Origin of the sequence: Acrocarpospora macrocephala (assembly GCF_009687865.1) — a bacterium.
Lineage (GTDB): Bacteria > Actinomycetota > Actinomycetes > Streptosporangiales > Streptosporangiaceae > Acrocarpospora > Acrocarpospora macrocephala.
The window spans coordinates 1-26,817 of record NZ_BLAE01000099.1; the positions used below are offsets into that span (position 1 = coordinate 1).

At 68.9% G+C, this 26,817-nt stretch carries 29 protein-coding genes; 16 read left to right on the forward strand and 13 right to left on the reverse strand.

Features of this window, described 5'->3' with window-relative positions:
- The first annotated feature begins 59 nt into the window (after positions 1-59).
- Complete coding sequence (locus Amac_RS49530; RefSeq protein WP_155361389.1) at positions 60-1,238, forward strand: CynX/NimT family MFS transporter; 1,179 nt, start codon at positions 60-62, stop codon at positions 1,236-1,238.
- A gap of 22 nt (positions 1,239-1,260) precedes the next feature.
- Positions 1,261-1,977, forward strand: a complete 717-nt coding sequence (locus Amac_RS49535) for a (2Fe-2S)-binding protein (protein WP_155361390.1) — start codon at positions 1,261-1,263, stop codon at positions 1,975-1,977.
- A 31-nt stretch (positions 1,978-2,008) separates the two neighbouring features.
- On the opposite strand, the gene Amac_RS49540 is transcribed toward Amac_RS49535, so the two are convergent.
- A complete protein-coding gene (locus Amac_RS49540; protein ID WP_155361391.1) occupies positions 2,009-2,542 on the reverse strand; it encodes a cysteine dioxygenase in 534 nt (177 codons plus the stop codon).
- Positions 2,539-3,429 carry an amidohydrolase family protein gene (locus Amac_RS49545; RefSeq protein ID WP_155361392.1) on the reverse strand — a complete coding sequence of 297 codons (891 nt, stop codon included), beginning with the start codon at positions 3,427-3,429 and terminating at the stop codon, positions 2,539-2,541. Before Amac_RS49545 ends, Amac_RS49540 begins: the two co-directional genes overlap by 4 nt.
- 148 nt (positions 3,430-3,577) lie before the next feature.
- Between Amac_RS49545 and Amac_RS49550 the strand changes: the two genes are divergently transcribed.
- Positions 3,578-4,564: a LacI family DNA-binding transcriptional regulator gene (locus tag Amac_RS49550; RefSeq protein ID WP_155361393.1), complete on the forward strand. Its 987-nt coding sequence runs from the start codon at positions 3,578-3,580 to the stop codon at positions 4,562-4,564.
- Here Amac_RS49550 and Amac_RS49555 read toward each other — a convergent pair.
- Positions 4,547-5,836, reverse strand: a complete 1,290-nt coding sequence (locus Amac_RS49555) for an aromatic amino acid lyase (protein ID WP_155361394.1) — start codon at positions 5,834-5,836, stop codon at positions 4,547-4,549. The two genes, Amac_RS49550 and Amac_RS49555, sit on opposite strands and share 18 nt — an antisense overlap.
- Positions 5,823-6,197, reverse strand: coding sequence for a phage holin family protein (locus tag Amac_RS49560; protein WP_155361417.1), 375 nt, complete (start codon positions 6,195-6,197; stop codon positions 5,823-5,825). The genes Amac_RS49555 and Amac_RS49560 overlap by 14 nt, the downstream gene beginning before the upstream one ends.
- A gap of 138 nt (positions 6,198-6,335) precedes the next feature.
- On the opposite strand from Amac_RS49560, the gene Amac_RS49565 reads away from it, so the two are divergent.
- Entirely contained in the window at positions 6,336-6,635 is a 300-nt protein-coding gene (locus tag Amac_RS49565) for a hypothetical protein (protein ID WP_155361395.1), read from the forward strand.
- A 1-nt stretch (position 6,636) separates the two neighbouring features.
- Here the strand turns inward: Amac_RS49565 and Amac_RS49570 are convergent, their stop codons facing one another.
- Positions 6,637-7,452 carry an FAD:protein FMN transferase gene (locus tag Amac_RS49570; protein ID WP_155361396.1) on the reverse strand — a complete coding sequence of 272 codons (816 nt, stop codon included), beginning with the start codon at positions 7,450-7,452 and terminating at the stop codon, positions 6,637-6,639.
- Positions 7,453-7,553: 101 nt separating this feature from the next.
- Here Amac_RS49570 and Amac_RS49575 point away from each other — a divergent pair, with 101 nt between their 5' ends.
- Both Amac_RS49575 and Amac_RS49580 read left to right on the forward strand, forming a co-directional pair.
- Positions 7,554-7,949, forward strand: coding sequence for an OsmC family protein (locus tag Amac_RS49575; RefSeq protein WP_155361397.1), 396 nt, complete (start codon positions 7,554-7,556; stop codon positions 7,947-7,949).
- A gap of 465 nt (positions 7,950-8,414) precedes the next feature.
- Positions 8,415-9,134 (forward strand): hypothetical protein, encoded by a 720-nt coding sequence (locus Amac_RS49580; protein WP_155361398.1) that lies wholly within the window; start codon positions 8,415-8,417, stop codon positions 9,132-9,134.
- Positions 9,135-9,224: 90 nt separating this feature from the next.
- Here the strand turns inward: Amac_RS49580 and Amac_RS49585 are convergent, their stop codons facing one another.
- Positions 9,225-10,229, reverse strand: coding sequence for a monooxygenase (locus tag Amac_RS49585; RefSeq protein WP_218041748.1), 1,005 nt, complete (start codon positions 10,227-10,229; stop codon positions 9,225-9,227).
- A 167-nt stretch (positions 10,230-10,396) separates the two neighbouring features.
- Here Amac_RS49585 and Amac_RS58495 point away from each other — a divergent pair, with 167 nt between their 5' ends.
- Positions 10,397-10,612, forward strand: a complete 216-nt coding sequence (locus Amac_RS58495; RefSeq protein WP_507762650.1) for a DUF8757 domain-containing protein — start codon at positions 10,397-10,399, stop codon at positions 10,610-10,612.
- Here the strand turns inward: Amac_RS58495 and Amac_RS49590 are convergent.
- Entirely contained in the window at positions 10,590-11,045 is a 456-nt protein-coding gene (locus Amac_RS49590; protein WP_155361399.1) for a DUF488 domain-containing protein, read from the reverse strand. The genes Amac_RS58495 and Amac_RS49590 overlap by 23 nt on opposite strands.
- A gap of 159 nt (positions 11,046-11,204) precedes the next feature.
- Between Amac_RS49590 and Amac_RS49595 the strand changes: the two genes are divergently transcribed.
- Genes Amac_RS49595 through Amac_RS49610 form a run of 4 tightly spaced genes read left to right on the forward strand, consistent with a single transcriptional unit; the run spans position 11,205 to position 15,976 of the window.
- Positions 11,205-11,909: a siderophore-interacting protein gene (locus Amac_RS49595; protein ID WP_155361400.1), complete on the forward strand. Its 705-nt coding sequence runs from the start codon at positions 11,205-11,207 to the stop codon at positions 11,907-11,909.
- Complete coding sequence (locus Amac_RS49600; RefSeq protein WP_246269207.1) at positions 11,909-13,582, forward strand: ABC transporter ATP-binding protein; 1,674 nt, start codon at positions 11,909-11,911, stop codon at positions 13,580-13,582. The genes Amac_RS49595 and Amac_RS49600 overlap by 1 nt, the downstream gene beginning before the upstream one ends.
- Positions 13,579-15,372 carry an ABC transporter ATP-binding protein gene (locus Amac_RS49605; protein ID WP_155361401.1) on the forward strand — a complete coding sequence of 598 codons (1,794 nt, stop codon included), beginning with the start codon at positions 13,579-13,581 and terminating at the stop codon, positions 15,370-15,372. The genes Amac_RS49600 and Amac_RS49605 overlap by 4 nt, the downstream gene beginning before the upstream one ends.
- A complete protein-coding gene (locus Amac_RS49610; RefSeq protein WP_170323051.1) occupies positions 15,317-15,976 on the forward strand; it encodes a TetR/AcrR family transcriptional regulator in 660 nt (219 codons plus the stop codon). Before Amac_RS49605 ends, Amac_RS49610 begins: the two co-directional genes overlap by 56 nt.
- A gap of 58 nt (positions 15,977-16,034) precedes the next feature.
- On the opposite strand, the gene Amac_RS49615 is transcribed toward Amac_RS49610, so the two are convergent.
- Together Amac_RS49615 and Amac_RS49620 are read right to left on the reverse strand one after the other, a co-directional pair.
- Positions 16,035-16,220 (reverse strand): hypothetical protein, encoded by a 186-nt coding sequence (locus Amac_RS49615; RefSeq protein ID WP_155361403.1) that lies wholly within the window; start codon positions 16,218-16,220, stop codon positions 16,035-16,037.
- Positions 16,211-16,363: a hypothetical protein gene (locus tag Amac_RS49620; protein ID WP_155361404.1), complete on the reverse strand. Its 153-nt coding sequence runs from the start codon at positions 16,361-16,363 to the stop codon at positions 16,211-16,213. The genes Amac_RS49615 and Amac_RS49620 overlap by 10 nt, the downstream gene beginning before the upstream one ends.
- A gap of 12 nt (positions 16,364-16,375) precedes the next feature.
- Here Amac_RS49620 and Amac_RS49625 point away from each other — a divergent pair, with 12 nt between their 5' ends.
- Positions 16,376-17,380, forward strand: coding sequence for an NAD(P)/FAD-dependent oxidoreductase (locus Amac_RS49625; RefSeq protein WP_155361405.1), 1,005 nt, complete (start codon positions 16,376-16,378; stop codon positions 17,378-17,380).
- Here Amac_RS49625 and Amac_RS49630 read toward each other — a convergent pair.
- Positions 17,361-18,701 (reverse strand): MFS transporter, encoded by a 1,341-nt coding sequence (locus tag Amac_RS49630; RefSeq protein WP_155361406.1) that lies wholly within the window; start codon positions 18,699-18,701, stop codon positions 17,361-17,363. The two genes, Amac_RS49625 and Amac_RS49630, sit on opposite strands and share 20 nt — an antisense overlap.
- Before the next feature lie 206 nt (positions 18,702-18,907).
- On the opposite strand from Amac_RS49630, the gene Amac_RS49635 reads away from it, so the two are divergent.
- From Amac_RS49635 to Amac_RS49650, 4 genes are all read left to right on the forward strand, one after another.
- Positions 18,908-19,750 (forward strand): shikimate dehydrogenase, encoded by an 843-nt coding sequence (locus tag Amac_RS49635; protein WP_155361407.1) that lies wholly within the window; start codon positions 18,908-18,910, stop codon positions 19,748-19,750.
- A 1-nt stretch (position 19,751) separates the two neighbouring features.
- A complete protein-coding gene (locus tag Amac_RS49640) occupies positions 19,752-21,395 on the forward strand; it encodes a sugar phosphate isomerase/epimerase and 4-hydroxyphenylpyruvate domain-containing protein (RefSeq protein WP_155361408.1) in 1,644 nt (547 codons plus the stop codon).
- 10 nt (positions 21,396-21,405) lie between these two features.
- A complete protein-coding gene (locus Amac_RS49645; protein WP_155361409.1) occupies positions 21,406-22,059 on the forward strand; it encodes a TetR/AcrR family transcriptional regulator in 654 nt (217 codons plus the stop codon).
- Positions 22,060-22,180: 121 nt separating this feature from the next.
- Positions 22,181-24,235 carry a WD40 repeat domain-containing serine/threonine protein kinase gene (locus Amac_RS49650; protein ID WP_170323052.1) on the forward strand — a complete coding sequence of 685 codons (2,055 nt, stop codon included), beginning with the start codon at positions 22,181-22,183 and terminating at the stop codon, positions 24,233-24,235.
- Positions 24,236-24,490: 255 nt separating this feature from the next.
- Here Amac_RS49650 and Amac_RS49655 read toward each other — a convergent pair whose 3' ends face one another.
- The 3 genes from Amac_RS49655 to Amac_RS49665 all read right to left on the reverse strand — a co-directional run bounded on the left by Amac_RS49655 (position 24,491) and on the right by Amac_RS49665 (position 26,756).
- Positions 24,491-24,679: a hypothetical protein gene (locus Amac_RS49655; RefSeq protein WP_155361411.1), complete on the reverse strand. Its 189-nt coding sequence runs from the start codon at positions 24,677-24,679 to the stop codon at positions 24,491-24,493.
- A gap of 197 nt (positions 24,680-24,876) precedes the next feature.
- Positions 24,877-25,527, reverse strand: coding sequence for a response regulator transcription factor (locus Amac_RS49660; protein ID WP_155361412.1), 651 nt, complete (start codon positions 25,525-25,527; stop codon positions 24,877-24,879).
- Positions 25,515-26,756, reverse strand: coding sequence for a sensor histidine kinase (locus Amac_RS49665; RefSeq protein ID WP_155361413.1), 1,242 nt, complete (start codon positions 26,754-26,756; stop codon positions 25,515-25,517). Before Amac_RS49665 ends, Amac_RS49660 begins: the two co-directional genes overlap by 13 nt.
- Between the last annotated feature and the right edge of the window lie 61 nt (positions 26,757-26,817).

Here is a 26,817-nt window from a genome sequence, read left to right on the forward strand (position 1 = left end):
GGTGGGAGAACCATGGTGCCGGGGCTGTCCGTTAGCCGGGGCAGTAGGGTTTGGTGCCTATGAGGCGTCCCGGCTGGTTGCTTCTGGTTGTTGGGTTTGTGTTGGCTGCGTTGAATTTGCGGCCTGCGTTGGCGGGGTTGTCGCCGGTGCTTGGGGCGATCATGGATGATCTCGCGCTTGGGCCGGCGGCGGGTGGGGCGATCACCACGGTGATGGTGGTTTGTCTTGGGTTGCTTGGGCCGGCCGCGCCGCTTATTTCTACGCGGTTCGGGCTGGATCGGGCGCTCCTGGTGGGGTTGCTGGTGCTCGCCGTGGGTGCGGTGTTGCGTAGTTCGGATGGGCTGTTCGGGCTTTATGGCGGGGCTGTGCTGGTTGGGACGGCTATCGCGATCATGAATGTGGTGATGCCGGGCCTGGTCAAGCAGCATTTTCCCGAGAAGATCGGGCTGTACACCGGGGTCTACGTTTCGTGTCTGGTCGCCGGTGCGGCGGGGGCCTCGGCGTTGGCGGTGCCGCTGGCCGACGCCTACGGGTGGCGGGTGGCTGCGGGGTCGGTCGCGCTGCTGGCCGTGTTGGCGGCGATTGTCTGGGTTCCGCAGGCGTGGCGGCCGGTTCCGGTGGCGAGCACTGGTCCGCGGCCGTTTCGGCGGTTGTTGCGCAGCCGGGTGACCTGGTTTGTGACCGCGTTCATGGGCATGCAGTCCATGTCGTTCTACATCATGCTCGCCTGGCTGCCGACCATCTTCCAGGACGCCGGTCTCCCCGCCGACCAGGCCGGATACCTGCTCAGCCTGACCAACCTCATCCAGATCGCCGCGACCCTGTGGGTGCCGATCATCGCCGGGCGGGCCCGCTCCCAGGTCCCGCACGTGACCGCAGCGGCCGTTCTCACCATCGCCGGATATCTCGCTGTATTACTCGCTCCGGCCACACTGCCCTGGCTCTGGATGATCATCCTCGGTGTCGGCCAGGGCGCCTCGATCGCGCTCGCTCTGCTGATCATCACGCTGCGCGCCCCGGACCCCACCTCGGTGACCGCTCTCTCGGCGATAGCCCAGTCCTTCGGCTACCTCCTGGCCGCCCTCGGCCCGTTCGTGATCGGCCTGCTCAACCAGCTCACCGGCGGCTGGACCTGGCCCCTGGTGGCCGGCCTGGCCGTCTGCGTGATCCAGCTGGCCTTCGGCCTGGTCGCCGCCCGCCCTGTCGTGATCACCAAGGAAGAGGCTACGATTAGGTAAGGCTAACCTAAAGGAGCATCCCGTGCTGGCCGAGCTCAACGCCACCCTGGAGAAAGCCGCGGCCGAGCGGGACGGCATCCTCGGCGTGCTGCCGGGCCTGGTGACGGAATCCTCCGCAGACGGTTGGCTTTCGGCCCGGGAACTGGCGCGGGAGCCGTACCAAGCGCTGGCCGGGTTCGTGGATGACACAGCTGAGCAGTGGAACGCGCCGCGGCACGTGGCGGCAGCCGTGTTCTGGAAGACCTACACGTATTGGCACATCTTTCCGATCGCGCTCGGGTGGTCGATCAACCGGCGCGTCCCGTTGATGCGGCTGGAGCACACGATGGTGCGCCCGTCCGACGCGGGAGTGACGATCGCGGCCACCGAGATCACAGTCGCCGTCGAACCCGGGGATCCCGTCGCGGGAACCCCGGGCACGGTGGTGAGCGACGATCTTGGCGCGACCATCAGGGAGGCGTTACTCGACGGGCAGCAGCCGCTCATCGAAGCGATCTCCAAGCTGACCCGGATAGGGCGGCGCAACCTGTGGGGCTCGACCGCCGAGGCCTTCGCGGGCCTGCTCCTGGAAACCGGCCCCTACCAGCGAGCCGAGGACCTGCTGCGATCGATCGGCCGCCCGGTGGACGGCCTGATCGAACCGCATGAGGACGGCTACCGGCGGCGGACCTGCTGCCTGTGGGTCACCCTCCCCGACGAGGAAGCCTGCTCGACCTGCTGCGTGAAGAGAGTGTTTTGAGATGCACCTCGTGCCTCTCAAAACACCCTCTTCAGAGCGGGCGCAGCTCGTCGGCGTAGCTGACCGACTGGCGGCGCATCATGCCGTCGTCCCGGATCGAATACTGCCCCAGACGCCATAACGGCGGCGAGTACGCGTGAATCGACACGCTGCCGTGCTCCGCGCCGGTCAGCCGGTGGATGTGGTCGGGCCCGAAGGTGAACGACTCGCCCGCGCTGACCGTGGTCTCCAGGTGCTCGCCGCCGATCCGCGGGTTGCACTCGGTGAGCGCGCCGTTGACCACCCGGACCGCGCCCGAGGAGATGTCGTGGTCGTGCCAGCCGGTGTCGTCCTCGGGCCGCCAGCAGAGCAGCCAGACATCCACGTACGCGTCCCGGTAGAGGCTGGCGTAATGCCGCCCCCCGTCCTCCGCGCCGTCGAAGCCGAGGTGCTCCTCCCACAGCTCGGGCTGGGCGGCCAGCCCGTTGACGAGCGCGGAGAGTTCGCGCCGATCCAGGGCCCGCGCGGGCAGCTCGTCCAGGGGAGTCGGACATGTCTGAGGAACCGGGATAGTGGGCGTGCTCATGAGGGCGACTCCTTTCGGGACAGCAGACGGGCCGGATTGGCCACCTGGATGGCGTGGCGGGCGGCGTCGCCGAAGTCCAGCGACGCCGATTCGGCATAGGGCTGGTCGGATCCGTTCACGACCACGTCGATGCCGAGCTCGCGGATGACGGCGTCGATGGCGCGCGGGCCGTAGGAGGACGTCTCGACGTAGAGGCCGGCGTCCACCTGGCCGCGGCTGGTGCCGCCGCGATTGATCTGCCGCTCGGAGTGCAGCGGGGCGAGCCCGGCCAGCAGCGAGAAGCAGACTTTGAGGTCCGGGTGGCGGGGCCGCCCGAAAGTTTGGAACGCGTACCAGGACGCGTGCATTTGCTGGACATACGGGACCACGGCGGGCCACCAAGCGGGGGTGCCGGGACTCGTCGCCGGGCCCGGGTGCACGAACAGGGGGAGGCCGCGGGCGGCTAGCTCGTCCAGCAGGGGGGCCACGTTCGCCAGCCCCGCCTGGTCGGAGATCGCCGTCGCCGGGAGTTGGAGCCCGGCGAAGCCCGCGTCGAGGGCGTGCGCGAGTCGTACCGAATCGATATCGGTTACCGGAGCCGACGCCCAGGCTTGGAACGGCGCGGGGAGGGTGGCGGCGCCGGTGTGGAAGGCGTCGATGAGCGGCCAGGCCTCGTCCGGCGGGAGGTGTTCGATGCCGAGGGGACTGGACAGGGAGACGAGCGCGAGGTCCAGCCCGGCGTTGCGTTTCACCCGTAGGTCGATGTCGTGGTCGTCGGGATTGACCTGGTAGGGAGGCTCGCCGTCGAGGATGAGGGTCCAGTCGTCCAAGTAGGGGGGCGCGGTGCGGGCGCGCAGCGCGGTGACGAACGAGGACGGCCAGATGTGCTGGTGCACGTCCACGCCCATGGTCCCTCCTCGATAACCCCTATTCCCGACTGATATTACAGGGTATCCGCACCCCAACGGAACACTCGTGAGGTGAAACGGTTCACTGATACGCTTCAGTGAAGCGTTTCACCCCATTTGTGTCAAGGAGCGGGCGTAGGCTGATTCGATGCCTCAGCGCAAGAGGGCGACGATTCGCGAGGTGGCCAAGGCGACCGGCCTGTCACCTGCGGCGGTCAGTTACGCCCTGCGGGGCATGCAGGTCTCCGAGGAGACCCAGCGGCGGGTGCGCCGGGCGGCGGCCGAACTCGGCTACGAGGCCGACCCGATCGCACGGGCCCTGGCCAGCGGCAAGACCGGCATGATCGGCGTGCTCTGCTCGTCGCTCGAAGACCTGTGGCAGCAGTCGCTGGCCGTCGGCATCGGGCGCACGCTGCGGGAGAAGGACCACTACGCGCTGATCCTGGACGCGGCGGGCGACCCCGACCGGGAGAGCACGCTCGCCCGCCAGCTGCGCGGCGTGGACGGCCTGATCGTCCAGCCGGTGGACCCGGCCGCGGCCTTCTGGCCCGCCCTGGCCGAATCCCTGCCCGTCGTGGTGATCGGCGACGCGCTCAAGGACGCGCGCACCGCCGCCGAGGTCGTCTTCGACAACCACAGCGGGGTGACCATGGCGCTGGAGTACCTGCGCGCCATGGGGCACCACCGGGTCGCCGTGCTCACCCCCACCCAGGCCAGCACCCCCGACCGGCCCGCCGACCGGCTCGTCAACGACGAGGCGCAGCGGCTCGGCCTCGACATCGAGGTGCTCACCTGCCCGCAGGGCCTGGCCCCGGCCACCGAGGTGGCACGCTCGCTGCTGTCGGCCGCCGTCCGGCCGAGCGCGGTGTTCTGCTTCTCCGACTCCATCGCGTACGGCGTGCTGATGGCCGCCAGCTCGCTGGACCTGAACGTGCCGCGGGACGTGTCGGTGATGGGCTACGACGACCATCCGATGTCGGAGCTCCTGGGGCTGACCAGCGTCAACTGGAACCTGGACGGGATCGTGCAGGCCGCCGTACGGCTGGTGCTCGGCGCCGCCGACGGGACGATCCGGAGGCGCCGGATCACGCAGGAGCCGTTCCTGCGGGATCGCACCTCAGTCGGGGCTGTGTAGCCGTCGCCTGGCTGCCTCGATGTCGATCGGCCGGTCGGGTTCCGGGCCGCTCAGGGCGCGGTCGGCCGCGATCAGCTCGCAGGCCAGGACGATCTCGTACGGCTCACGCGTGGCCAGACAAGCCCGGGCCGCCTGAGTCGCGAAACCGGCGTGATCCTCGACACCTCGGGAGATGACGGCGCTGCCCGTCGTGACGGGGGTCGCGAGCTGGCGGAGGGCGGCCAGGGCGTCCTGGGCGACGTACTCCAGGATCAGCAGTCCGGAGGCGCCCTCGGTGGCCGCCAGGAACGGGAGCCTGCCAGTGTAGGCGGGTTCCATCAGGGTGGCGAGGCGGGCGGTGGACAGGGACGCGGTCTGGGTGAGGGCGGCGCGCAGGGTGTCGAGGGTGAGGGCGATCGGGCCGGTGTGGAAGTTGCCGTTGTGGAGGGCTTCGGTGGCGATAAGGGGATTTTCCAGGGCGGAGTTGATCGCGGTGGTGACCGAAATTTCGGCGTTTTGTAGGGCGGTGAAGGCGGCCTCGTGGACTTGAGGGAAGGCGCGGTAGCCGTAGGGGTCCTGGATTCTGCGGGGGGTCGTGGTGGGGAGGATCGCGCGGAGTTCGGCGGCGACGTGGGTGTTCTGGACAGGTTCGGCGAGGGGCTCCGTGGATGCTTGGACGGCCTGCCAGGTGCGTCCGGTGATTCTGATCGATGACTCCAGGAGCCTCCGCAGGTCGTGGAGGGCGAGGGCGGCATCGGCCAGGGTGAGGGCGCTGGAGCTGATGAACGGGAGCGCGTCGGTGGGCTCTAGTGGAAATGTCGGGCCATTCCACGAAATTTCGCCCAGGAGGCAGAGGGCGGTGGTCGACAGGGCGGTCAGGTCGCCGGTGCCGATCGCGCCGTACTCGCGGATGGGCGGGACCGCGCGCCCATTGATCGCGTCCGCGAGGACCGGGAGCAGGGCCGGGTCGAGGCCCGAGCCGCCGCGGAGCAGCTGATTGAGGCGGACCGCGAGCATCGCTGTGGCCCGCTCGGGACCGATGAGCGGCCCGGCCCCGGCCGCGTGACTCCGCAGCAGGTCCAGGCCCTGCTGTCCGGCCACGTCCTTGTTCGCGCCCACGCCGGTGGTCCGGCCGTACACCGGTCCGGCCAGGGCCGTGGCGGCGCGCCAGGAACGGTCGGCGGCGGCGGTCGAGCCGAGCGTGACCGTGGCGCGGCCGGAGCCGATCGCGCTGACCTGCGCGCAGGTCAGAGAGGTTCCGTCGAGGGGGACGACGCGGTCAGTCGTTGACACCGAGGATCAGGTCGAGCAGCCAGGACACGATGCCGATGATGATCGCGCCCCAGAACGCCGCCCAGAAGCCGGCCACGTGGAACGGCAGGTCGATCTTCCCGGCGATCCAGCTCGTCAGGTAGAGCAGGCCGGCGTTGACGACCAGCGCGAACAGGCCGAGCGTGAGCACGTAGAACGCGCAGCCGACGACCTTGATGATCGGCTTCAGGAGCGTGTTGATGATTCCGAAGATCAGCGCGACCGCGAGGAGCGTGCCGATCTGCCTGGTGGTGTCGCTGCTCTCGACGGTGATGCCGTCCACTACCTGAGTGGCGACCCAGAGGGAGGCGGCGACTACCACGATCTTGAGGATGACCTTAATCACAGCTGTGATCCTTCCACGCCCGCACCCCGTTTGCGCAGTGCGAATGTGGATGCGTCATAGCGCGAGCACATCGTCACATTATGTTTGCATAAGTGGTGATCCTGGGGGAAATGTCCAATTGGGGGTGGGTGAGAGATGGACGTCGACCAGTTGGCGCAGCTGTCCGCCAAAGAATTGCACGACCGCGCCGTGCGCTACGCGGTCCGGCACGGCGACTTCGGATTCCTGTGGGAGCTGCTGAAGGTGATCCCGGCCGCCGAAGCCGCGAGCGGACACTCCGACGAGACCGCGAACGATCTCAGCCGGGTGTCCGCGCTGCTCAGCGACGCGCTCGGATCAGGTGAGGGCGAACTCGGCGACGCCCTCCGCCCGATCTACATCGACTACTTGGCGCGGCATCCGGACGCGCTCAGGAACGCCGGCGAGGACGTGTAGCTCACCCCGCCATGCTCTCGGGGGCGTACGCGAGGAAGCCCGGCGTGGTCACGGCCTGGCCGTCGGAGGTGATGATCAGCACGTCGTACGGGGTGGCCTGGGTGTCCTTGGGGAGGGCCAGCAGGCGGGCGACGTGTTTGGCGCGGGCCAGGCTCATGCCGTACAGGGCGGCGGCGTACGCGCCCGCGTCCGCCAGATCCGGCCCGACCACGGTCACCCCGGCGATCCCGCTCGCGCGCGGGCGGCCGTCGTGCGTGGCGACGGCCAGATCGTGGGCGAACAGGACGGTACGCATCGCGTAGCTGTTCAGGTCGCGCAAGCCGCGCAGCCGCTCCCGCGCGCTCCGGACCGGATCGCGCACCCCGATCCGCCACGGCACGCCCGGCCGCGCAGAACCGCGCACCCGCACGTTCCCACCCGCGCTCACGCAGTGATCGACCGCGCCCGCCGCCGCCAGCGCCCGCGAGACCCGCTCCACCGCCCAGCCCTTCACGTATCCGGCCGGCGCCGGCTCCTTGCCGATCGAGGCGCGCAACTCGCTCCGGCGCTTGAGCACCTCGGCCAGCTCCGGCGCGCACTCCGCCAGCGAGAGCTCATCTCGCGCGAGCCGGCTCACCTGGCTTTCCGCGTCGCTCCCGTCGAAGGTCTCGTCCACCCAGCGCAGCCAGGTGAACGCGTCGTCCAGCAGCGGCCGCAGCTCCCGCTGGGGCAGCGCCGTCCGGATATCTATGCCGACCGGGGTGCCCATCACCATCTCGACACGATGTGCCCCGGGGAAGCGGGCACTGCGGTGGGCCTGGTCTTCGTTGATGTTCATCGGTCTCCTTCGCTCTGCACCCTGAGGTACGCGGGAGCTCCCGATCCTGTTCACGACTTTCGCGAAAGATCTCAGAATGATCTCGGAGTACTGTGCTGCGTATGGCGCCAGTACACGTAGAACGCACCCCCGACGGCTTCGTCGCCAGCAACGAACGCGGCGCGCACCTCAAGATCGGCAGTGCCACCGACGAGGGCGTCTTCAGCCCCGTCGAACTCCTGCTGATCGCCGTCGGAGCCTGCAACATCGTCACCGTCGAACCCCTCACCGCCCAGCGCGGCCACCGCCTGCCCCGGCTCGCCGTCTCCATCACCGCCACCAAAGCCGAGCCCACGCTGCTGGACACGGTGACGGTCACGTACGAGGTCGAGCTTCCAGAAAGCCTCACGCCGGAGAAGTTCGCCGAGATCGCGGAACGCGTGCACCAGCGGCATTGCACGGTCAGCAGATCCTTGGAGCGGGGGACTGAGGTCAAGCTCAACCTGCCTCAGGCCTGAGATCCAGACCAACTATCCACCCGTTCATGACGACTTCCATAAAGTCGGTTCTGTAGCGTGGAAGCAGGTCAAGGGGGCTGGAAAGCCACCACACAGGCTATATGTCACAAGGATGCGGGAGGGGAACCGTATCCCAAGCGGGGGAATCCGCCCAGAGCGCCTTTGGGGGAGGGCGCCTCGGCGGTGCCGCTTAGTGAAAGTCGGGACCGGACAGTTGGGGGACTGTCCGGTCCCGACTGTATTTCGAGCCAGGCCGCCGCTACCAGGACGGGTACACCTTCACCTCATGAGTTGCACCATCGGTGAGCTGAGGGACAGGATCGCGATGTCGCTCCTCCCGCACGACCTGGCCATGCGGAGTCCTTGATGACCCATCCATCCGGTCCTCACACGCGGCAGCCGTATGGCCACCATCCACAGCAGCCACCGCCACCCAAGAGCGTGACCTCCGCCATCGTCTTGACGATGGCCCCAGTCGCGGCCGTCCTGCTGATCGGCGGCTTTGTCATGTTCCTCATCTTCGGCCAGGCGTCCAACCCCTCCGCTGTCCCCGCACCGGCTTCCTCGCCACCGGCGGCGGCTCTCACCGCGCCTTCCAGCCAACCGGTGACGACGCCTGGCGCGTCGCCGACGGTGCTGATGTCGACTGGCTATTCTCCGTTCGCCCCGCCCAAGACCCACCAGGGGCAGGGGCCCGCACTGCTGCGCATCGACCCGACCACCGGCGAGGGGCTGATAACACTCACCCATGCCGGCAACGCGAACTTCATCGTCACCACCGTGGATGCGACCGGCGCTGAGCGGGACCTCGTCAACACCACCGGCCGCTACGAGGGCACCCGGCTGATCGGCTCAAACAACACACAGATCACCGCGTTACGAATCCAAGCAGATGGCGCGTGGACCGCCACCACCAAACCCCTACTCGACGCACAGGTCTGGAACGGGCCGACCATCCAGGGCCAGGGCGATCAGGTCCTTCGCCTGGACCGTCCCATCGGCAGGCACACCCCCGCCCGGGCCTCGCATCCCGGCAAGGGCATCTTCCTCGTCCACGTGATCGGCAACGGCACTGAACTCCAGGTCGACGCCGCCGACACCTTCACCGGAGAGTTCCTCCTCAAGACCGGCACCACCTTCGTCGACATCCACGCGGACGGACCGTGGACCCTCAGCCGCAACTGAAACGGCTCAGGGCACTTAGCGGGACATGATGGCGATGCCGAGGCACATTTCGTCGCTGGTGCCTTCGCCCCAGACCACATAGCGCGGGGGTTAGTTCTGGAGTTGGGGGAGTTGGGCGCGGAGAGAGGCGTCGTGGGTGCAGGTGACGCGGATGGTGTCGCCTGCTTTGACTTCGACGGGGGATTTCAGGGGGCGGAGGGCCTGGTCGTCGAAGTCGTAGTTGGGGACGTCCAGGAGGGTTTGGGCGGTTGGGGTGCCGGGGTTGAGTTCGACTTTGATGGAGCGGCCCAGCAGGTGCATGTGGCCGGCCAGGGCGTGGAGGTGGCCGGGTTGCTCGACGGGGACGTCGCAGTGCTGGGTGGGGCCGGGGGCGGGTGCGCCGCACATTTGGGTCAGGTGGTCGGGGGTGGCCATGGATTCTTGGCCGAAGCGCCGGCCGATGTCGGTGACGGCTGCCGCACGGTCACAGAGTGGGCCTGATTCCTTGGCCGTACAAGGGAGTTCGACCTGGGCCGGGAACAGCGCGGTGCCGAGCGGTTCGAGGGCCTTGTCGCTGACCCGCAGGCGGATTCCCGACTGGTCGGAGCCGGTCCCGCCAAGGGTGTTGTAGTGCACCTGCATGACCAGCTGGCTTCCGCCGGGAAGCGGATGCCCGTACTTGGGATCGAGCAGGGTCTCGTTGGTGCCGGGCGCCCAGTGCGAAACCCATCCGGCTTCCTGTACGCCCGCGTCCGCGAAACACGTCCAGCCCTGACCGGGAGTGCTCGCATCCAACGCCTTGGCCTCCGCCGCCTGCTCAGGACTCAGCCTGAAGAAGATCGCATGATGCACGATCGCCAAATTCTCCGGCATGAACTGCGCCCCGGTAAGGAACCGCGCACCCTCCCCCAACGCCGGATCAATCAGAAAACACCGATAATCATCGGTCCCCCCATTGGGCCCCTTCGGCGTATACGCCTCCGCCATCTTCAGCGTGACGAACCTCTCCCCGTCCCGCAACGGCTGCTGCACCACCGCCGTCCCCGAATGCCCCCCATGCCCCGAGACGACCGCCGCCTGCCCCCCACATGCCACGACCACCATGGCAACCGCCACCAGAACCAGAATTCCCCGAATTCGACCCATGCTCTCCACACTCGCCGAACTCTCTCGCCCTCGCCATCCTCCCAGGGGAGGTTTCCTTCCTCCTCCGTCAGCATGGGACACCGACCATCGGGACGACCTGAAGAGCGCGATTCTCTCCGAACTCTGTCCGTCAGGGGATCTTCGACTGGGAACTCATCGCACTCCAGCGCACTGTCGCGGCCCGCGATGATGACGGGGTCAAGGACGTGATCCGGGAGAAGTTCTTGGAGCAGATGTGTGCGCCGAAGCGTGACACCGTCTTCTACGTGGGCAACCAGCAGGCGCATCCGCAGAGTTTCATCATTTTGGGGGTCGTCTACCCCGAACGTGTCAAGCCGACATGGCAAAACTGAGCCGGTCGCGCACGGCGTTCAGCACGACGTCGCGATGGCACCGCTGTTCGTCGGCTTCGAAGCACATCAACGCGACACTGCGCAGCCGCGCGGCCGCGGCGATCCGGTCCAGGCATTCGCTGGCTGAAGGGCTCCGGAGTCCCTCGGCGTACGTCTCCCGGGCATTGGCCAGTTCACCTGCGCTGCCGCCGAATCCTGCCCGGTTCCATTTGGGGTTGCCGAGTTCGCGCAGGTGTTCATAGGCAATCCCGGCCTCTCCCAGCGCGCCGGCCAGGGCCGTCTTGCTGAACCCACGCTTGCGGGAGATCGGATTGAGCCGGACGTCCACCAGCAATGTCACGCCAGAGAGCTGAAGGCGCCGGATGAACTCGTCGAGTCCGAGGCCTTCGTATCCGACCCCGGCCAACCGGATGTCCCGCTCGATCGTCAGCATGATCTACACCCTCTCACGCCTGGTCGCAGGTGTCCTCGACATGCCCTCTCTTCCCCACAACCAGGGTGGGGACTCATCCGAGGTTCGGTCTTGACGGTTAGGCAGTGATTGCAACATCCTGTCGCGTATAGGTAAGGCTTACCTAATTGAGGAGGGTGTATGCCTACGGTGCCGGCGTTGATTGCTGACCCGATGACGCGGTGGATGGGGCGGCGGGCTGTGGTGGTGGGGGTGGAGGTGCTGTCCGCGGGGTTGGTGCGGGTTCGGTTCGCTGGGGAGGCGTTGCGGGGGCGGGCGTGGCAGCCGGGGTGTGAGATCGAGTTCCGGGTGGGGGAGCGGGAGTTGCGGCACTACACGCCGGCCGCGTTCGACGGGGTGGCCGGGTGGATCGACGTGGTCTTCCAGCTGTACGGCGCGGGCCCGGGAAGCCACTGGGCGCGTGGCCTCACGGTGGGGGACGAGACGCTGGTGCTGGGGCCGGGGGGCAAGTCGTGGGTGCGGGATGGGGCGACGCACTTCATGGCGGGGGACGCCAGCGCGCTGGGGTTGTTCGAGGCGCTGACCGTCGGGCTGGGGCCGGACGCGAAGGTTTCGGGCGTGGTGGAGGTGTCGCCGGAGGATGCGGAGGCGGCGAGGGCGTTGCTGCCGAGGCTGGAGGTGGTGGCCGAGGGCGAACGGCCGGGGGAGGCGATGCTGGCGTGGGTGCGGGAGTTGGCGGTCGAGCGGCCGGACGCCGCCTACGTGGCGGGGCACGCGCGAAGCGTTCAGGAGGCGCGCGGGCTGCTCTGCGCGGAGCGGGTGGGCATGCGGCGGAAGGACGTCGTCACCAAGCCGTACTGGGCGACCGGGAAGAAGGGGTTGTAGTGCTGGGGCAGTTGCTCGCGCCGGTGCGGGGGCGGCTCTGGGCGGCGGCGGGGTTACAGGTCGTCGCGGCCGTGGCGGGGCTGGTGCCGTACGTGATGGTGGCGGAACTGGCTCGCGAGCTGCTGGGAGCGGGCGACGCGGGGCGGGCCTGGGCGATCGTGGGGGTGGCGGTCGCGGCGGTTGTGGTGCGGATCGTGGCCATGGGGGTGGCGGTCACGGTGACGCACCTGGCCGATGCGGGGCTTCAGCTGCGGTTGCGGCGGGGGATCGTCGCGAAGCTGGGGACGGTGCCGCTGGGGTGGTTCACTGCCCGGAGCTCGGGCGCGGTGAAGACGGCGGTTCAGGATGATGTGAACAGCTTGCACCACCTGGTCGGGCACGCGGTGCTCGATCTGGTGTCGGCGGTGGTGGTTCCGGTGTTGTCGCTGGCCTATCTGTTCTGGGTGGATTGGCGGATGGCGCTGGCGACGGTGGGCACGTTGCCGATCTACCTGCTCGCGTACGCGGTGATGATGCGTGGCTACCAGGCCAAACTCGGCGAGGTCGCCGAGGCCACCGCGCGGATCAACAGCACGGCGGTGGAGTTCGTGCACGGGATCGCCGTGGTGAAGACCTTCGGCCAGGCCCGGCGGTCGTACCAGCGGTTCGCGCGGGCGGCGGATGATTTCTCGGCGCGGTTCCGGAGCTGGGTGGAGCCGATGACGAGGATCGAGGCGGCGGCGCAGGGCGCGATCATGCCGGTGACCGTGCTGCTCGTGGTTCTGGTGACGGGCACGGCGCTGGTGTCGGCGGGCTCGCTGGCCGCGGTGGACATCCTGCCGTTCGCGCTGCTGGGGCTCGGGCTGGGGCAGCCGATAGTAACGCTGGGTTTCGGGATCGGGGCACTGCAGGAGGCGCGGGAGGCAGCCGGGCGGGTGACGGGCGTGCTCGCCGCACCCGAACTACCGCAGCCGCGGGTCAAAGCGGCGCCGGACGGGCACCTCGTCGAGTTCGATCAGGTCGGTTTCTCCTACGACGGCGCCAACGAGGTGCTGAGCGACATCAACCTGACCATGTCGCCGGGCACGGTGACCGCGCTGGTCGGGCATTCGGGCTCGGGGAAGTCGACGCTGGCGCGCCTGCTCGCCCGCTACTGGGATCCGACGTCCGGCGTCGTCCGCATCGGCGGCGCCGATGTGCGCGACATCCCCCCGGGCGAGCTGGTCGCGACGGTCTTCCAGGACGTACGGCTGCTGCGGATGACCGTCCGCGACAACATCGCCCTCGGTCGCCCCCACGCGACAGACGAGGAGATATACGCCGCCGCCAAAGCCGCCCAGATCCACGACCGCATACTCGCCCTGCCCGGCGGCTACGACGCGGAGGCCGACCTGTCGGGCGGGGAGGCGCAGCGGGTGAGCATCGCGCGGGCGCTGCTGGCCGACACGCCCGTGCTCGTGCTCGACGAGGCCACCGCGTTCGCCGATCCCGAATCGGAGGCCGCCATCCAGGACGCGCTGTCGACTCTGGCGGCGGGCCGCACGGTCCTGGTCATCGCCCACCGCCTGCCGACGATCGTCGGCGTCGATCAGATCGTCGTGCTGGATCGGGGCCGGATCGCGCAGCGCGGCACGCATCCGCAACTGCTCGCCGAGAACGGGGTCTATCGCACGCTTTGGGAGAGGTCACGATGATCAGGCAGTTGATGATGCTGACCGGGGCTGCCCGGATCCGGGGATATCTGCTGACACTCGGGGCATTCGCCATCGTGCAAGGGCTGGCCTTCGTGCTGATCGTGCCCGTGCTGCGGGCTTTGTTCGCGGGTGATCCGGCGGCGGCGTGGCCGTGGCTGGGCGGGCTCGCCCTCGCGGTGCTGGTGTGCGGGGTCCTGCAGTATCGGCAGGCCGTGCTGGGTTTCTCGGTCGGGCTCGACCTGTCGCGCAGCCTCTACCACCAGCTGGGCGACCACCTGTCCGCGCTGCCACTCGGCTGGTTCCAGGCCGACCGGGTGGGACGGATCGGGCGTCTGGTGGTGCAGGGCGTGCGCGCGGTGATGGGCGTGCCGGCGCATCTGCTGCAACCGCTGGTCACGGCGTATCTGACCCCGGCGACGGTGGTCGTGGCGAGCCTCTTCCCCGACTGGCGGCTGGGGCTGGCACTCGCGGTCGGCGGCCTGGTGCTCGCCGGAACACATCGGTACACGGCCGGTCTGATGGAGCGCGTGGACCATTCTGTGGATGCCGCCAGTGCCGAGGCGGGCAGCAGGGTGGTGGAGTTCGCGCAGGCTCAGGCCGTACTGCGGGGCTTCGGCAGGACAGGTCCGGCGTACACCGAACTGGAGTCAGCACTCCTCCAGCAGTATCGGGCCGGGCGGCGCTCGGTCACGAGCGCGATCCCGGGGCTGGGGTTGAACGCGCTGGCCGTGCAGGTCCTCTACACGGCGCTGATCGCGCTCGGCACCTACCTGACGCTCGGCGGGTCGCTGGATCCGGCCGGGCTGATCGTGCTGCTCGCGCTGGCCACCCGCTTCACCGAGCCGCTGCTGCTGGCCGCCGAACTGGGCGGCGCGCTCCGGATGGGCCGCAACAACCTGGCCCGCTTCGCCGAGATCCTCGCCACCCCCACCCTCCCGGAACCCGCCGAGCCGGTACGGCAGCCGCCCCCCGGCGCCCCCGCCATCCAGCTCGACCACGTCGATTTCGGCTACGACGACACCCTCGTCCTGCACGACCTCTCGCTGACCGTCCCGCCGCGCACGATGACCGCGCTGGTCGGGCCGTCCGGTTCCGGCAAGACCACCGTCACCCGGCTGATCGCCCGCTTCTTCGACGTACAGTCGGGCGCCGTCCGGGTGGACGGGCACGACGTGCGCGAGCTCGGCACCGAGGACCTGATGTCGCGGCTGTCGCTGGTCTTCCAGGACGTCTACCTCTTCGACGACACGATCGAGGAGAACATCAGGCTCGGCCGTCCCGGCGCCACCGACGAGGAGGTCCGGCGGGCCGCCGCGCTGGCCAGGGTGGACACGATCGTGGACCGGCTGCCCGACGGCTGGGCGACCAGGGTCGGCGAGAGCGGCGCCGCGCTCTCCGGGGGCGAGCGGCAGCGGGTCTCCATCGCGCGGGCGATCCTCAAGGACGCGCCCATCGTGCTGCTCGACGAGGCCACGGCCGCGCTCGACTCCGACAACGAGGCCGCCGTCATCGAGGCGCTGCACGCGCTGACCGAGGACAGGACGCTGCTGGTGATCGCGCATCGGCTCGCCACGGTCCGGGCCGCCGATCAGATCGTCGTCCTGGACGGCGGCCGGGTGGCCGAGACAGGCGATCATGATCGATTGCTGGCGGCGGGCGGCCGGTATGCCGCGTTCTGGCGGGAGCGTACCCGCGCGGCCGGATGGCGGCTGATCTCGCGCGAAGATGGGCGGCATGACCACGCCGCGTCCGAGCCCTCGTCCGGGACGACGTCCCAGCTTCAGTCTTGACGACATCGCCGAGGCCGCGCTGGCGGTGGGGTTCCGCGACCTGACCATGACATCGGTGGCCGACCGGCTGGGGGTCCGGCACTCCTCGCTCTACCGGCGGGTGCCCAGCCGGGACGACCTGGTGATCGCGGCGATGGATCTGGCCGTCCAGCGGGCGGACTGGCCGCGGCCGGGGGCGGATTGGCGGGCCTACCTGGAGGAGACGGCCGATGTCGTCTGGGGCGTGTTCGCCGCGTATCCGGGGATGGCGGACCTGATCCGCGACCTGCCCCGGACCCCGCCGAGCGTGACCCGGGTCTTCTACCGCACCGCGCGGGCGCTCACGGAGTTCGGGTTCGGGGACGACGACGCGGTGCTCGTCGTCGACACGCTCACCGACCTGGCCGCCGATGTGTACGCCGGATGGGAGCGCCTCGTCCGCGTACGCGACGGGGATCCGCTGACCGCACGGGACCGGCTCCGCGCGTCCTGGGCCGCCGAGCAGGCCGATCCGGGCGCCGCCGCCTTCGCCGTCGTGGTCCGGCAGATCATCGACGGCGACCCCCACGAGTGGTTCCGGCGCAAGCTGGCCCTCGTGCTCGACGGCGCCGCTGGACGCCTCTAAGAGAGCACATTTCGGGATGTACGCGCCCTGCCGCCCCTCGCACAATAACACTGTCATGTTATTCGTCCGGAGGAGGTGCGCCATGGGGCGTGGTCACGCCGTCGTCCTCGGCGCGAGCATGGGCGGCCTGCTCGCCGCGCGAGCGCTCAGCGAGACGTTCGATCGGGTGACGCTGCTCGAACGCGACGAACTCCCCGTGGAACCCCGCGATCGTCGCGGCGTGCCGCAGGGGCGTCACGTGCACGTCCTGCTCCCGCGCGGCTCCCAGATCCTTGGCTCGTTCTTCCCCGGCCTCGCCACGAACTGGGCGCGCTCGGCGTCCCGCGCACCCAGTTGGCGCGGCAGATCCGTTTCGTCGTCTCCGGCCACCGCCTCACGCGTGGCCATCCCGGGCCCATCATGCTTCAGCCGACCCGGCCTACCCTCGAGCACGCCGTACGCCGCCGGGTCGCCGCGCTGGCGGGCGTGGAGTTCGTCCAGGGATGCGATGTCACCGGCCTGACCACCACGGCGGGCCGGATCACCGGGGCACGCTTCGCCCGCCGCGCCGGGGGCGGCCCCGAGGAGACCGTCGAAGCCGACCTGGTCATCGACGCGCTGGGCCGATCCGGCCGCTCCCTCGACTGGCTCTCCCGGCTCGGCTACGCCCGTCCCCCCGAGGAACGCATCCAGGTCGGTATCCGGTATGTCAGCTGTTTCATGCGTACTCCGCCGGACGCGCTCGCTCCCGAACAGGGCATTCTCGTCGGCCCCGTCCCCGGTCGCCCCAGCGGGATGGCGTTCATGGCCTGCGAGGGCGACCGCTGGCTGCTCACCGTCGCGGGGATGGCGGGCACTCAACCGCCCACCGATGTGGACGCCCTCATCACCTTCATCCAGAAGATGACCCCGCCGGACTTCCACGAGGTCATCGCCAAGTCCGAACGCCTCTCCGACCCGGTCGTTCACACCTTCCCGTCGAGCCTCCGCCGCCGCTACGAGAAGCTTCGCGCGTACCCGGAAGGTCTGCTCGTCTTCGCGGACGGCCTGTGTAGCTTCAATCCGATTTACGGCCAGGGGATGACGGTCGCCTCCCTGCAAGCGGAAGCCCTCCGTACCTGCCTGGAAGCTGGAGATCACAACCTCGCCCGCCGCTTCTACAAGGCCGCCGCCAAAGCCATCGACCCCGCCTGGCAACTCTCCGCCGCCGGCGACCTTGCACTCCCGGAAATCAAAGGCCCCCGCCCACTCGCCACCCGCCTGATCAACCGCTACGTCGCCAGACTGCACCGCGTCGCCGCCACCGACCTCGCCGTGGCCGACGCCTTCTGGCGCGTGACCGGATACCTCGACCCGACCCCGGCGCTCCTGCGTCCTCGGGTGGCCTTCCGGGTCTTCAGGAACCCTAGGCGACCGAGGCGGTGACGGAGGCGCGGCCCAGGTCTTCGGTCGGAATCTGGTACGTCTCCCGGGCCGAAGCCACCGCGATCGCGCTGATTGCGCACAGCACCGCGGTGAAGATCCCGACTCCCACCCACCCCTGCAGCCCCAGCCAGCCCTCCGGGGAGACGATGCCCGCGGCCGACGCGACCGCGAAACCGGCGACCGCGAAGCCGATCTGGGTGCCGATGGCCATGCCCGAGAGGCGGACCCCGGTGGTGAACATCTCGCCGTACAGGGAGGGCCAGATACCGTTGGAGGCGCTGTAGACGACGCCGAGCGTGATCATTCCGACCAGGAAGATCAACGGGTAGTTGCCCGAGTTGATCGCGGCCAGGTAGGCGAAGATCATGATAGGGCTGCCGATCGCGCCGACCAGGAAGACCGGCTTGCGGCCGATCCGGTCGGAGAGCCTGGCCCAGAGCGGGATGGCGATCAGGGCGACCCCGTTGGCTGCGCTGCTGACCCAGAGCATGGTCGCGCGGTCCAGGCCGATCTCGTCGCTGGTGGCGTAGTTCAGCGCCCAGACCGTGAAGATCGTGCTGACGGTGGCGATGAGGGCGGCGCAGACGACGCGGAGCACGCTGGTCCAGTGGTCGCGGAAGAGCAGGGAGAGCGGCATCCTCGCGACGGTTCCCTCGGCCACCGACTGGGTGAAGGCGGGGGTTTCCTCGACGCGGCGGCGAATGACGTACCCGGCGATGGCGACCGCGACGCTCAGCCAGAACGGGACGCGCCAGCCCCAGCTGAGTAACTGGTCCTCGGGCAGGGCGGCGACCGGGATGAAGACCAGAGTGGCCAGGATCTGGCCGAACTGGGTGCCGTTGAGGGTGAAGCTGGTGTAGTAGCCGCGGCGGTTCGCGGGGGCGTGTTCCAGTGTCATCGAGTTGGCGCTGGCCTGCTCTCCGGCCGCGGACAGGCCTTGCAGGATGCGCAGGACGACCAGGAGGGCGGGGGCCAGGCCGCCGATCTGGTCGCGGGTGGGCAGGCAGCCGATGAGGAAGGTCGAGACACCCATCAGGATGAGGGTGAAGACCATGATCTTCTTGCGGCCGAAGCGGTCGCCGACGTGGCCGAGAATGAACGCGCCCACCGGCCTGGCGGCGTAGGCCACCCCGAACGTGGCCAGGGATTGCAGCGTCGCGGTCGCGGGGTCGGACGTGTCGAAGAAGACGTCGGAGAAGATCAGGGCGGCGGCGCTGCCGTAGATGAAGAAGTCGTAGTACTCCAGTGCGCTACCGATCCAGGCGGCGACGGCCGCCTTGCGCGGCGTGCCTTGCCGGACGCCGGGTGTTTGATCAGTCACGACTGCTCCCTGGGGGGTGTGATCGGGCGTTGTGACGAACTGGATAGTTCATTAACAGGTTCGATTCCTGCATGGTGCAGGCGACGTCTCCTAGTGTCAAGAGGCGAAATTTGTGGTTGAACTGGACATATGGCGAGCTCTTGGATGAGGCGGGGTAGGCGGGTTATAACTAACTCACTGGTTCGTACATTTGGAAGGCTGGACTGATGACCTCCTACCTGATCGGGCTGATCGGCTCGGGCATCGGACCGTCCCTGAGCCCGCCGCTGCACGAGCGGGAGGCCGCCTTCCTGGGACTGCGCTACCTGTATCGGCTGATCGACATCGATGAGCTGGGGGTGAGCGGAGATGCGGTGGGGGAGCTGGTGCGTACCGCGCGGAGGTTCGGGTTCGACGGGCTCAACATCACGCATCCGTGCAAACAGGCCGTGATCGAGCACCTGGATGAGCTGTCTCCGGACGCGGTCACGCTGGGCGCGGTCAACACCGTGGTCTTCGCAGGAGACCGGGCGATCGGGCACAACACCGATTGGACCGGCTTCGCGCAGGCATTCGCCCGGGGGCTGCCCGACGCGCGCACCCGGCGGATCGTCCAGCTCGGCGCCGGCGGCGCGGGAGCCGCGGTCGCGTACGCGCTGCTCACCCTTGGCGCTGATCACATCACCCTGGTCGACGCCGAACCCGCGCGGGCGCGAGCGCTGGCGGCAAGGTTCGGCGGGGGCCGAGTCGGAGCAGCCCTTCCCGCTGATCTGCCCAGGCTGGTACCGGACGCGGACGGGCTCGTGCACGCGACTCCGACCGGCATGGCCCACCATCCCGGCCTGCCACTCCCCGCCGAGCTGCTGCATCCCGAGCTGTGGGTGGCCGACATCGTCTACCGCCCGCTGCGGACCGAGTTGCTTCGCGAGGCCGAGGTGCGCGGCTGCCGGACGCTGAACGGCGGCGGCATGGTCGTCTTCCAGGCCGCGCAGGCGTTCCGCCTGTTCACCGGCCGCGAACCGGACGCCGAGCGCATGTTCGCCCACCTCACCAGCCTGGTCACGGCCTGAGATGCGGACGTCCATCGCGACCGTGTCGGTCGGCGGCACTCTGGCGGAGAAGCTCACCGCGATAGCCGCCGCCGGATTCGACGGCGTTGAGATCTTCGAGAACGATCTGCTCGCGTCGCCGATGTCGCCCGCCGAGGTCCGGGTGCGGGCCGCCGATCTCGGCTTGAGCATCGATCTCTACCAGCCGTTCCGCGACTTCGAAGCCATGCCGGCCGACCTCCTGGCCGCGAATCTCCGCCGGGCCGACCACAAGTTCCGCCTCATGCGCCAGCTCGGGGCCGATCTGCTGCTGGTCTGCTCGAACGTGTCGCCGGCCGCGATCGGTTCCGACGAGCTGGCCGCCGAGCAATTGCGGTCGCTGGCGTCCCTGGCCGCCGAGTACGGCATCCGGATCGCGTACGAGGCCCTGGCCTGGGGGCGCCACGTCGACGACTACCTGCACGCCTGGCGCATCGTGCACCTGGCCGACCACCCGAACCTGGGCACCTGCCTGGATAGCTTCCACATCTTGTCCCGCGGCTTCGACCCGATCGGCATCGAGGCCATCCCCGGCGAAAAGATCTTCTTCGTGCAGCTCGCGGACGCGCCGATACTCGCCATGGACGTCCTGCAGTGGAGCAGGCACTACCGTTGCTTCCCTGGTCAGGGCATGCTCGACGTGCGCGGCCTGGTCGGTCACGTGCTCCGCGCCGGGTATTCGGGGCCGCTGTCGCTGGAGGTCTTCAACGACGTGTTCCGGCAGGCCGACGCGGGCCGTACCGCCCTGGACGGGATGCGATCACTGATCGCCCTGGGGCTTCCAGAACCGGTCGTCCCGACCGGGTTGGCCTTCGCTGAGCTGGCCGTCGCGGATCCGGCCCGGCTGGGCGAGTTGCTGGCCGCGCTCGGTTTCGTACGCACGGACGCTCAGCGCTGGGAACAAGGCGCCGCCCGTATCGTCCTGCGCACGGCGTCCGGAGAACCCGAGCTCGCGGCGATCGGCCTGGAAAGCCCCGACCCGGATGCCGCCCTGACGCGCGCCCGAACGCTGCGGGCCACCGTCCTCCCCGGCGAACACGCCATCGCCGCCCCCGACGGAACCCAGATCGTCTTCTGCCCTCCGACCACCGTCCCGCGTTCCGGGCATATCACCCATATCGATCACGTCGCCCTCACCCAGCCCTGGCACCACTTCGACGAGGCCGCCCTCTTCTACCGCAGCGTCCTCGCCCTGTGCCCGCAACCGAGCCTCGAGGTCCCCGACCCATACGGCCTGCTCCGCAGCCGCGCCATGAGCGCCGGCCCGGTGCGCATGGTCCTCAACATCACCCAGGTCCAGGGCATCCCCACCCAGCACATCGCCCTGGCCTGCGACGACCTCGTCGCCACCGCCCGCGCCCTGCCCCCCGACCTGCTCCTGGAGATCCCCGCCAACTACCACGACGACCTCGACGCCCGCTACGACCTGCCATTCGACCATCGCGCCCTCGGCATCATGTACGACCGCGACGACCACGGCGAATTCCTGCACCTCTACACGATCACCATCGGCCGGGTCTTCTTCGAACTCGTCCAGCGCGTCGGCGGCTACCAGGGCTACGGCGCCGTCAACGCCCCCGTCCGCCTGGCCGTCCAGCACTCCAGGGGACCGATGACGCCTCAGTAGGATGGGCGCCATGACCTCCCCGTCCGGCACTCGCCCCAGCGCGGCCCGCCAACGCGACGCCGACCGGACCCGCGCCGAAATCCTGGAGGTCGCCCAGCGGGTCTTCGCGCGCGACGGATACGCCGGAGCCCGGGTAGACGAGATCGCCGATCTGACCCGCACCACCAAACGCATGATCTACTACTACTTCGGCAGCAAGGAGCAGCTCTACATCGCGGTCCTGGAAAAGGCGTACACCGAAGTCCGCACGGTCGAACGAACCGTGGACGTGGCCCACCTGGCCCCCACCGCGGCCATCCGCACCCTCGCCGAACTCACCTTCGACCACCATGACGCCCACCGCGAGTTCATCAAACTGGTCGCCATCGAGAACATTCACCGAGGCGAGCACATCCGTAAATCCGAGGTCCTCGCCAACCTCGGCACCCCGGTCCTGGACCTCATCACCCGCATCCTGGAAGCGGGCCGCGTCAGCGGCGAATTCGACACCGAGGCCGACGCCATCGACGTCCACATGATGATCAGCGCCTTCTGCGTCTTCCGCGTCGCCAACCAGCACACCTTCGGCGCCCTGTTCGGCCGCGAGATGACCGCACCCCAGCATCGCGCCAAGCAGCGCCGAATGCTCGGAGAGATGATCGTGTCCTACCTACGCGGCAGCTGATCCGTAGACCACGTCGGCAGGGACAACAACCTGCATGCGATCCCGAGGTGATGGTGGTTCGGCGGTTGAGGGTTTGCGGAAGTATCGTGTGGATCGCCGAAGCAATAGGGGAGGGAGCGGGATGCCGGATGTTCGCCCGCTCCGGCCGGGTGATCCTGAGCGGATCGGTGACTACCGGCTTGTCGGTGTGCTCGGCTCCGGTGGGCAGGGAGTGGTCTATCGCGGGGTCGGCGAGACCGGGCGCGAGGTCGCCGTCAAACTGATCCACAGTCACCTGAGCCGCGATGACGACGTGCGGAAGGGTTTCCTGCGTGAGGTGGAGGCGGCGCGCAGGGTGGGTGCGGTCCACACGGCCGCGGTGCTGGATGTCGGGATGCTGGACGAGCGTCCGTACATCGTGAGCGAGTACGTCGCCGGGGACACGCTGCAGGCGTTCGTACAGTCCTCGGGCCCGCGCACGGGCGGCGCGCTGGACCGGCTCGCGATCTCCACCCTGGCGGCGCTGGTCGCCATCCACGAGGCCGGGATCGTGCACCGCGACTTCAAACCGGCCAATGTCCTGGTAGGACCGGAAGGTCCGATCGTCATTGACTTCGGCATCGCCAAGGCGTTCGACTCCACGACGCAGGCCTCGGGGCCGATCGGCACGCCCACCTACATGTCGCCGGAGCAGTTCAGGGGCGAGCGCGTCGGACCCGCGTCCGACCTGTTCAGCTGGGCGGGCACGATGGTGTACGCCGCCACCGGCCGCCAGCCCTTCCCGGGGGACACGGTCCCCGCCATCGTGAACGGCGTCCTGAGCGGCTCGCCCGATCTCTCCGGCATGCCCCCTCATCTGGTGGACTCGATCCAGGCGTGCCTGGCCAAGGATCCCGCCGCCCGGCCGGTCGCGGCCGACCTGCTACGACAGCTGATCAGGCGCACAGGGCCGTCAGCCGGGCCGTTCCCGGAGCCTTCACCGGCGCCGGAAGAGGAGGTCTCGCCCAGGCAGGTCAGCCGGCGGGTCCTGATCGGCGGCGCCGTCGCGGCCGCCGCGGCGGCGGTCTCCGCCTTCGCCGTTCTCCGGCCAGGAAGTGGTCTCTTCTCCCCGGGCGGTGAACAGGTCAATCCGCCAGGAAGCACCAAACAGGGCAGCGATTCCTCCCTGTCCACATCCTCATCCGCTTCCCCCAGCTCCTCGCCGACCCCGGCCGCCTCGCCCGAGCCCTTCGGCGCGCAGGTCAAGGACCCCGTCACCCTGACCGCGGGCAGCGGTGCGCCCACCGCCCTCGCCGCCGCCGGGGCCACCGTCGTCTGCGGTACGGCCAAGGGAACGGCACTGTTATGGGACATGAACACGGCCACGGCGGTCACCGAACTCGGCGACGGCGGAGGCTCGGTGACCTCGGTGGCGTCCGGCGTCGTCAGCGGGACGCCGGTGACGGCCTCCGGCCACGCCGACGGCGGGATGCGGCTGTGGACCCAGACGGGTGCCGAACATGCCTCGCACCGGGCCAGCGACCCCATCATCGCCGTCTCGATCGGCGACCGGGCGATCGCGGTCTCGCAGAAGTACGACGGCATGACCGACCTCTACAGCGTCGTACGGCTCTGGGACATCGCCACCGGCAAGCAGATCGGCGCGACGATCACCGAACACTTCCAGGGTGTCAGAGGCCTGACATTCGGCAGACTCGGCCAGAACGACGTGCTCATCACAGGAGACGGCGGCGAACGAATCCGGGTCTGGAACCTGTCGACGGGAAAGCTGACACGCTCGTTCCGCACCGGCGAGATCGGCGGCATCGAACTGCTGGCCTGCGGCCAGGTGAACGGCAAACCCGTCCTCGTCTCCACCCATCTGGACGCCACCCTGCGCGTCTATGACCTGGCCACCGGCAAGCGCAAGAAACAGTGGACCTTCAGCGACCGGAGCCCCGACGACCGGGGCACCGCCGCCCTCACCGCGGGCCAACTCGGCGATGTGCCCATCGCGGTCGTCGCCCACAACCCGGCAGGCTCCGACATCACCGTCCGAATCTGGAACCTCGACGACGGCGAGACCATCGGAACCCTGGGTTCCGGCCCCAACGGCGCGACCAGCACACTGACACTGACCGAGTTCGCCGGCCGCCCCATCGTCGTGACGGCCGGCGAGGACAGAATCCTCCGAACCTGGAGCCTCGGCCGAACATAACGGACACTTTCCGCTTTTCCCGGCGCCCGGTGGTCCTAGCCGCCGTGATCGCGACAAATCGGTATTTCGGCTGGACGATGGCGCGGGTGGTCCCACCGACGTAGACCAGGTCGCCCAGTACGAATTGATCGGTCGCCCTCAGCGTAGGAAGACCTCGTCGAGGTGCCATGTCTTCGCGCCCATGTTCCGGGACCATAGACAGTCCGTACGACAATTTCTGGATCAGATGAAAGGCAACCGGGCCGAGTGGGAGCGCTAGGCCCTTGCCCGAGTTTGGCGAGCGGTGACGAGCGACGCCCCGACCAGCGCGGTCAGCAGGCCCCAGTAGGCGAATGAAGCCCAGCTCTGGTACGAGCGCTCCTCCACGAGGTAGACCAAGGAATGCTCGATGATCGCCGCATCGCTGACCTCCTCGGCTGCCAGCGCCCGGGTCACCGCGGCCATATCCGGGTCTTTCGTATCATCGCCCGCCTTCCGTAGCTTGGACGGTCGCCCTCCTTCACCGATGGACGGAAAACTGTTTCATCGGCCACCGCCGCCAAGGAGCTCGGTCTGGCCTGAGGCCCGCGGAGGTCGTAGGCAACAGCGCCGTGACATCTAGTGGGGTGACCACCTGGGCGGATACGCGACGTTGGCCGTCGTCATGGCTGGTTGTTGAGGAAGGTGAGGACGGCGAGTACGCGGCGGTGGCCGCTGTCGGTGGGGGGTAGGCCGAGTTTGGCGAAGATGTTGCCGATGTGTTTGTGTACCGCGTTGTCGGTGATCACCAGGTGCTCGCCGATGGCGGTGTTGCCGAGACCTTGTGCCATCAGGGCGAGGACTTCGCGTTCACGCCTGGTGAGCGTCTGGATGGTGTTCTTTCCCTGGCTGGTGGTCATGAGCTGGGCGATGACCTCGGGGTCCATGACCATGCCGCCCTTGGCGACCCGGTGCAGGGCGTCGACGAACTCGCTCACCCGGCTCACCCGGTCTTTGAGCAGGTAACCAACCGCTCCGTGACCGTCGGAAAGCAGTTCCTTCGCATACACCTGCTCGACGTACTGCGACAGGACCAGAACCGGCAGACCAGGCCGGGCGCGGCGAATCTCGAGCGCGGCGTGGATGCCCTCGTCGCGGAAGGACGGGGGGAGCCGGACATCGACGATCGTGACATCTGGCCGGTGGCGCTGGACCGCCGCGATGAATCCCGGCCCGTCGGTGGCGACTTCGGCGACCTCGAAGCCTTTGGCGGCAAGCAGGTACTCCATTCCCGCCGAAAGCAGGATGTTGTCCTCAGCGATCACAACCCGCACGGCAGCTCCACCGTGATGGAGGTCGGGCCGCCCACCGGACTGGTGACGAGTACGGTTCCGTCGAGCGCCGCGGCGCGGCGCCGGATTCCGATCACGCCGGTCCCGCGTGCCTCCGCCACGCCGCCTATCCCGTCGTCGGTGACCTCGATCAGCAGACTGTCACCGGCACGGGTGAGCCGCACGAGCACCCTGGTCGCGCAACTGTGCTTGGCCGCGTTGGCGAGCGTCTCGGCGACGATGAAGTAGGCGGCGGCCTCCACCGCGGCGGGCAACCTGCCAACCTCGCCGAGGTCGACCTCGGCGGGCACCCCCGATCGCGCGCCGAGCGCCGCGAGCGCGCCGGCCAGCCCTCGATCGGCGAGGATCGGCGGATACATCGTACGGATCACATCACGCAGCTCCGACATGGCCTCCTCTGCCCCCTCGTGGGCATGTCGCAGCAGCTCCGCCAGTGGCTCGGAGCCCTCGGGGAGCGTCTCTCTGGCCATGCCCAACTGCATGGCGATGGCCACCAGCCGGGCCTGCGTGCCGTCGTGCAGATCCCGCTCGATGCGGCGCAGCTCGGCCCCGTGGGCATCCAGCACGCCCGCCCGGCTCTCGCTCAGCTCGCCGACACGCTCGGCGAGCTGGTCGGCGTCCGAAGGCTCGAGCGCGGCCAGACAGGTGCGCGCGTGGAAGCGCGCCAATTTCGGCACCGCCCAGAACGCCACCAGACCCGAGATCACGATCTGCCCGCCCCCCAGGGCCAGTGCCCAGCTCCAGCTGGTCACGGGGATGGCCGTCAGCAGCCGGAGCGGCGCGTCGGCTGGAAACAGCCACCACAGGGACGCCGCGACGACGGTGAACACGGCGGTGCCGATGCAGGCCAGCGCGGCAAGGCCGGCGGGGATGCCGGTGGCGATATGCCGCCACACCCATCCGATGTCTCGTCGGGTCTCAGGGTCGTCCAGCACCTGACGCCATTGCGCGCGAATGCCCTGGCTCAGCGACACATATCTGGAGGACACCGGCACGCCGAGCAACCCGGCGGCACGGCGGCGATTCCACTCCGCCCACCGCCGCAGGGCGACCAGAGCCCGCGGGAAAATCACCAGGCCGGCGCCGGCCAGGCCAGTGGACAGTGCCGCCGCTGCGAGGAGCGGCGGCACCAACATCGTCGCGATGGCACCCGGCAGGCCGAGCAACAAGTACCTGCCACCGCGCCACACATCTCTCCATCGTTCCCGCATGGCGTCCAGTCTGCGAGCCGGGCCACGCGCCCGGCACTACAGCAGACTCCCCTTTCTTCCT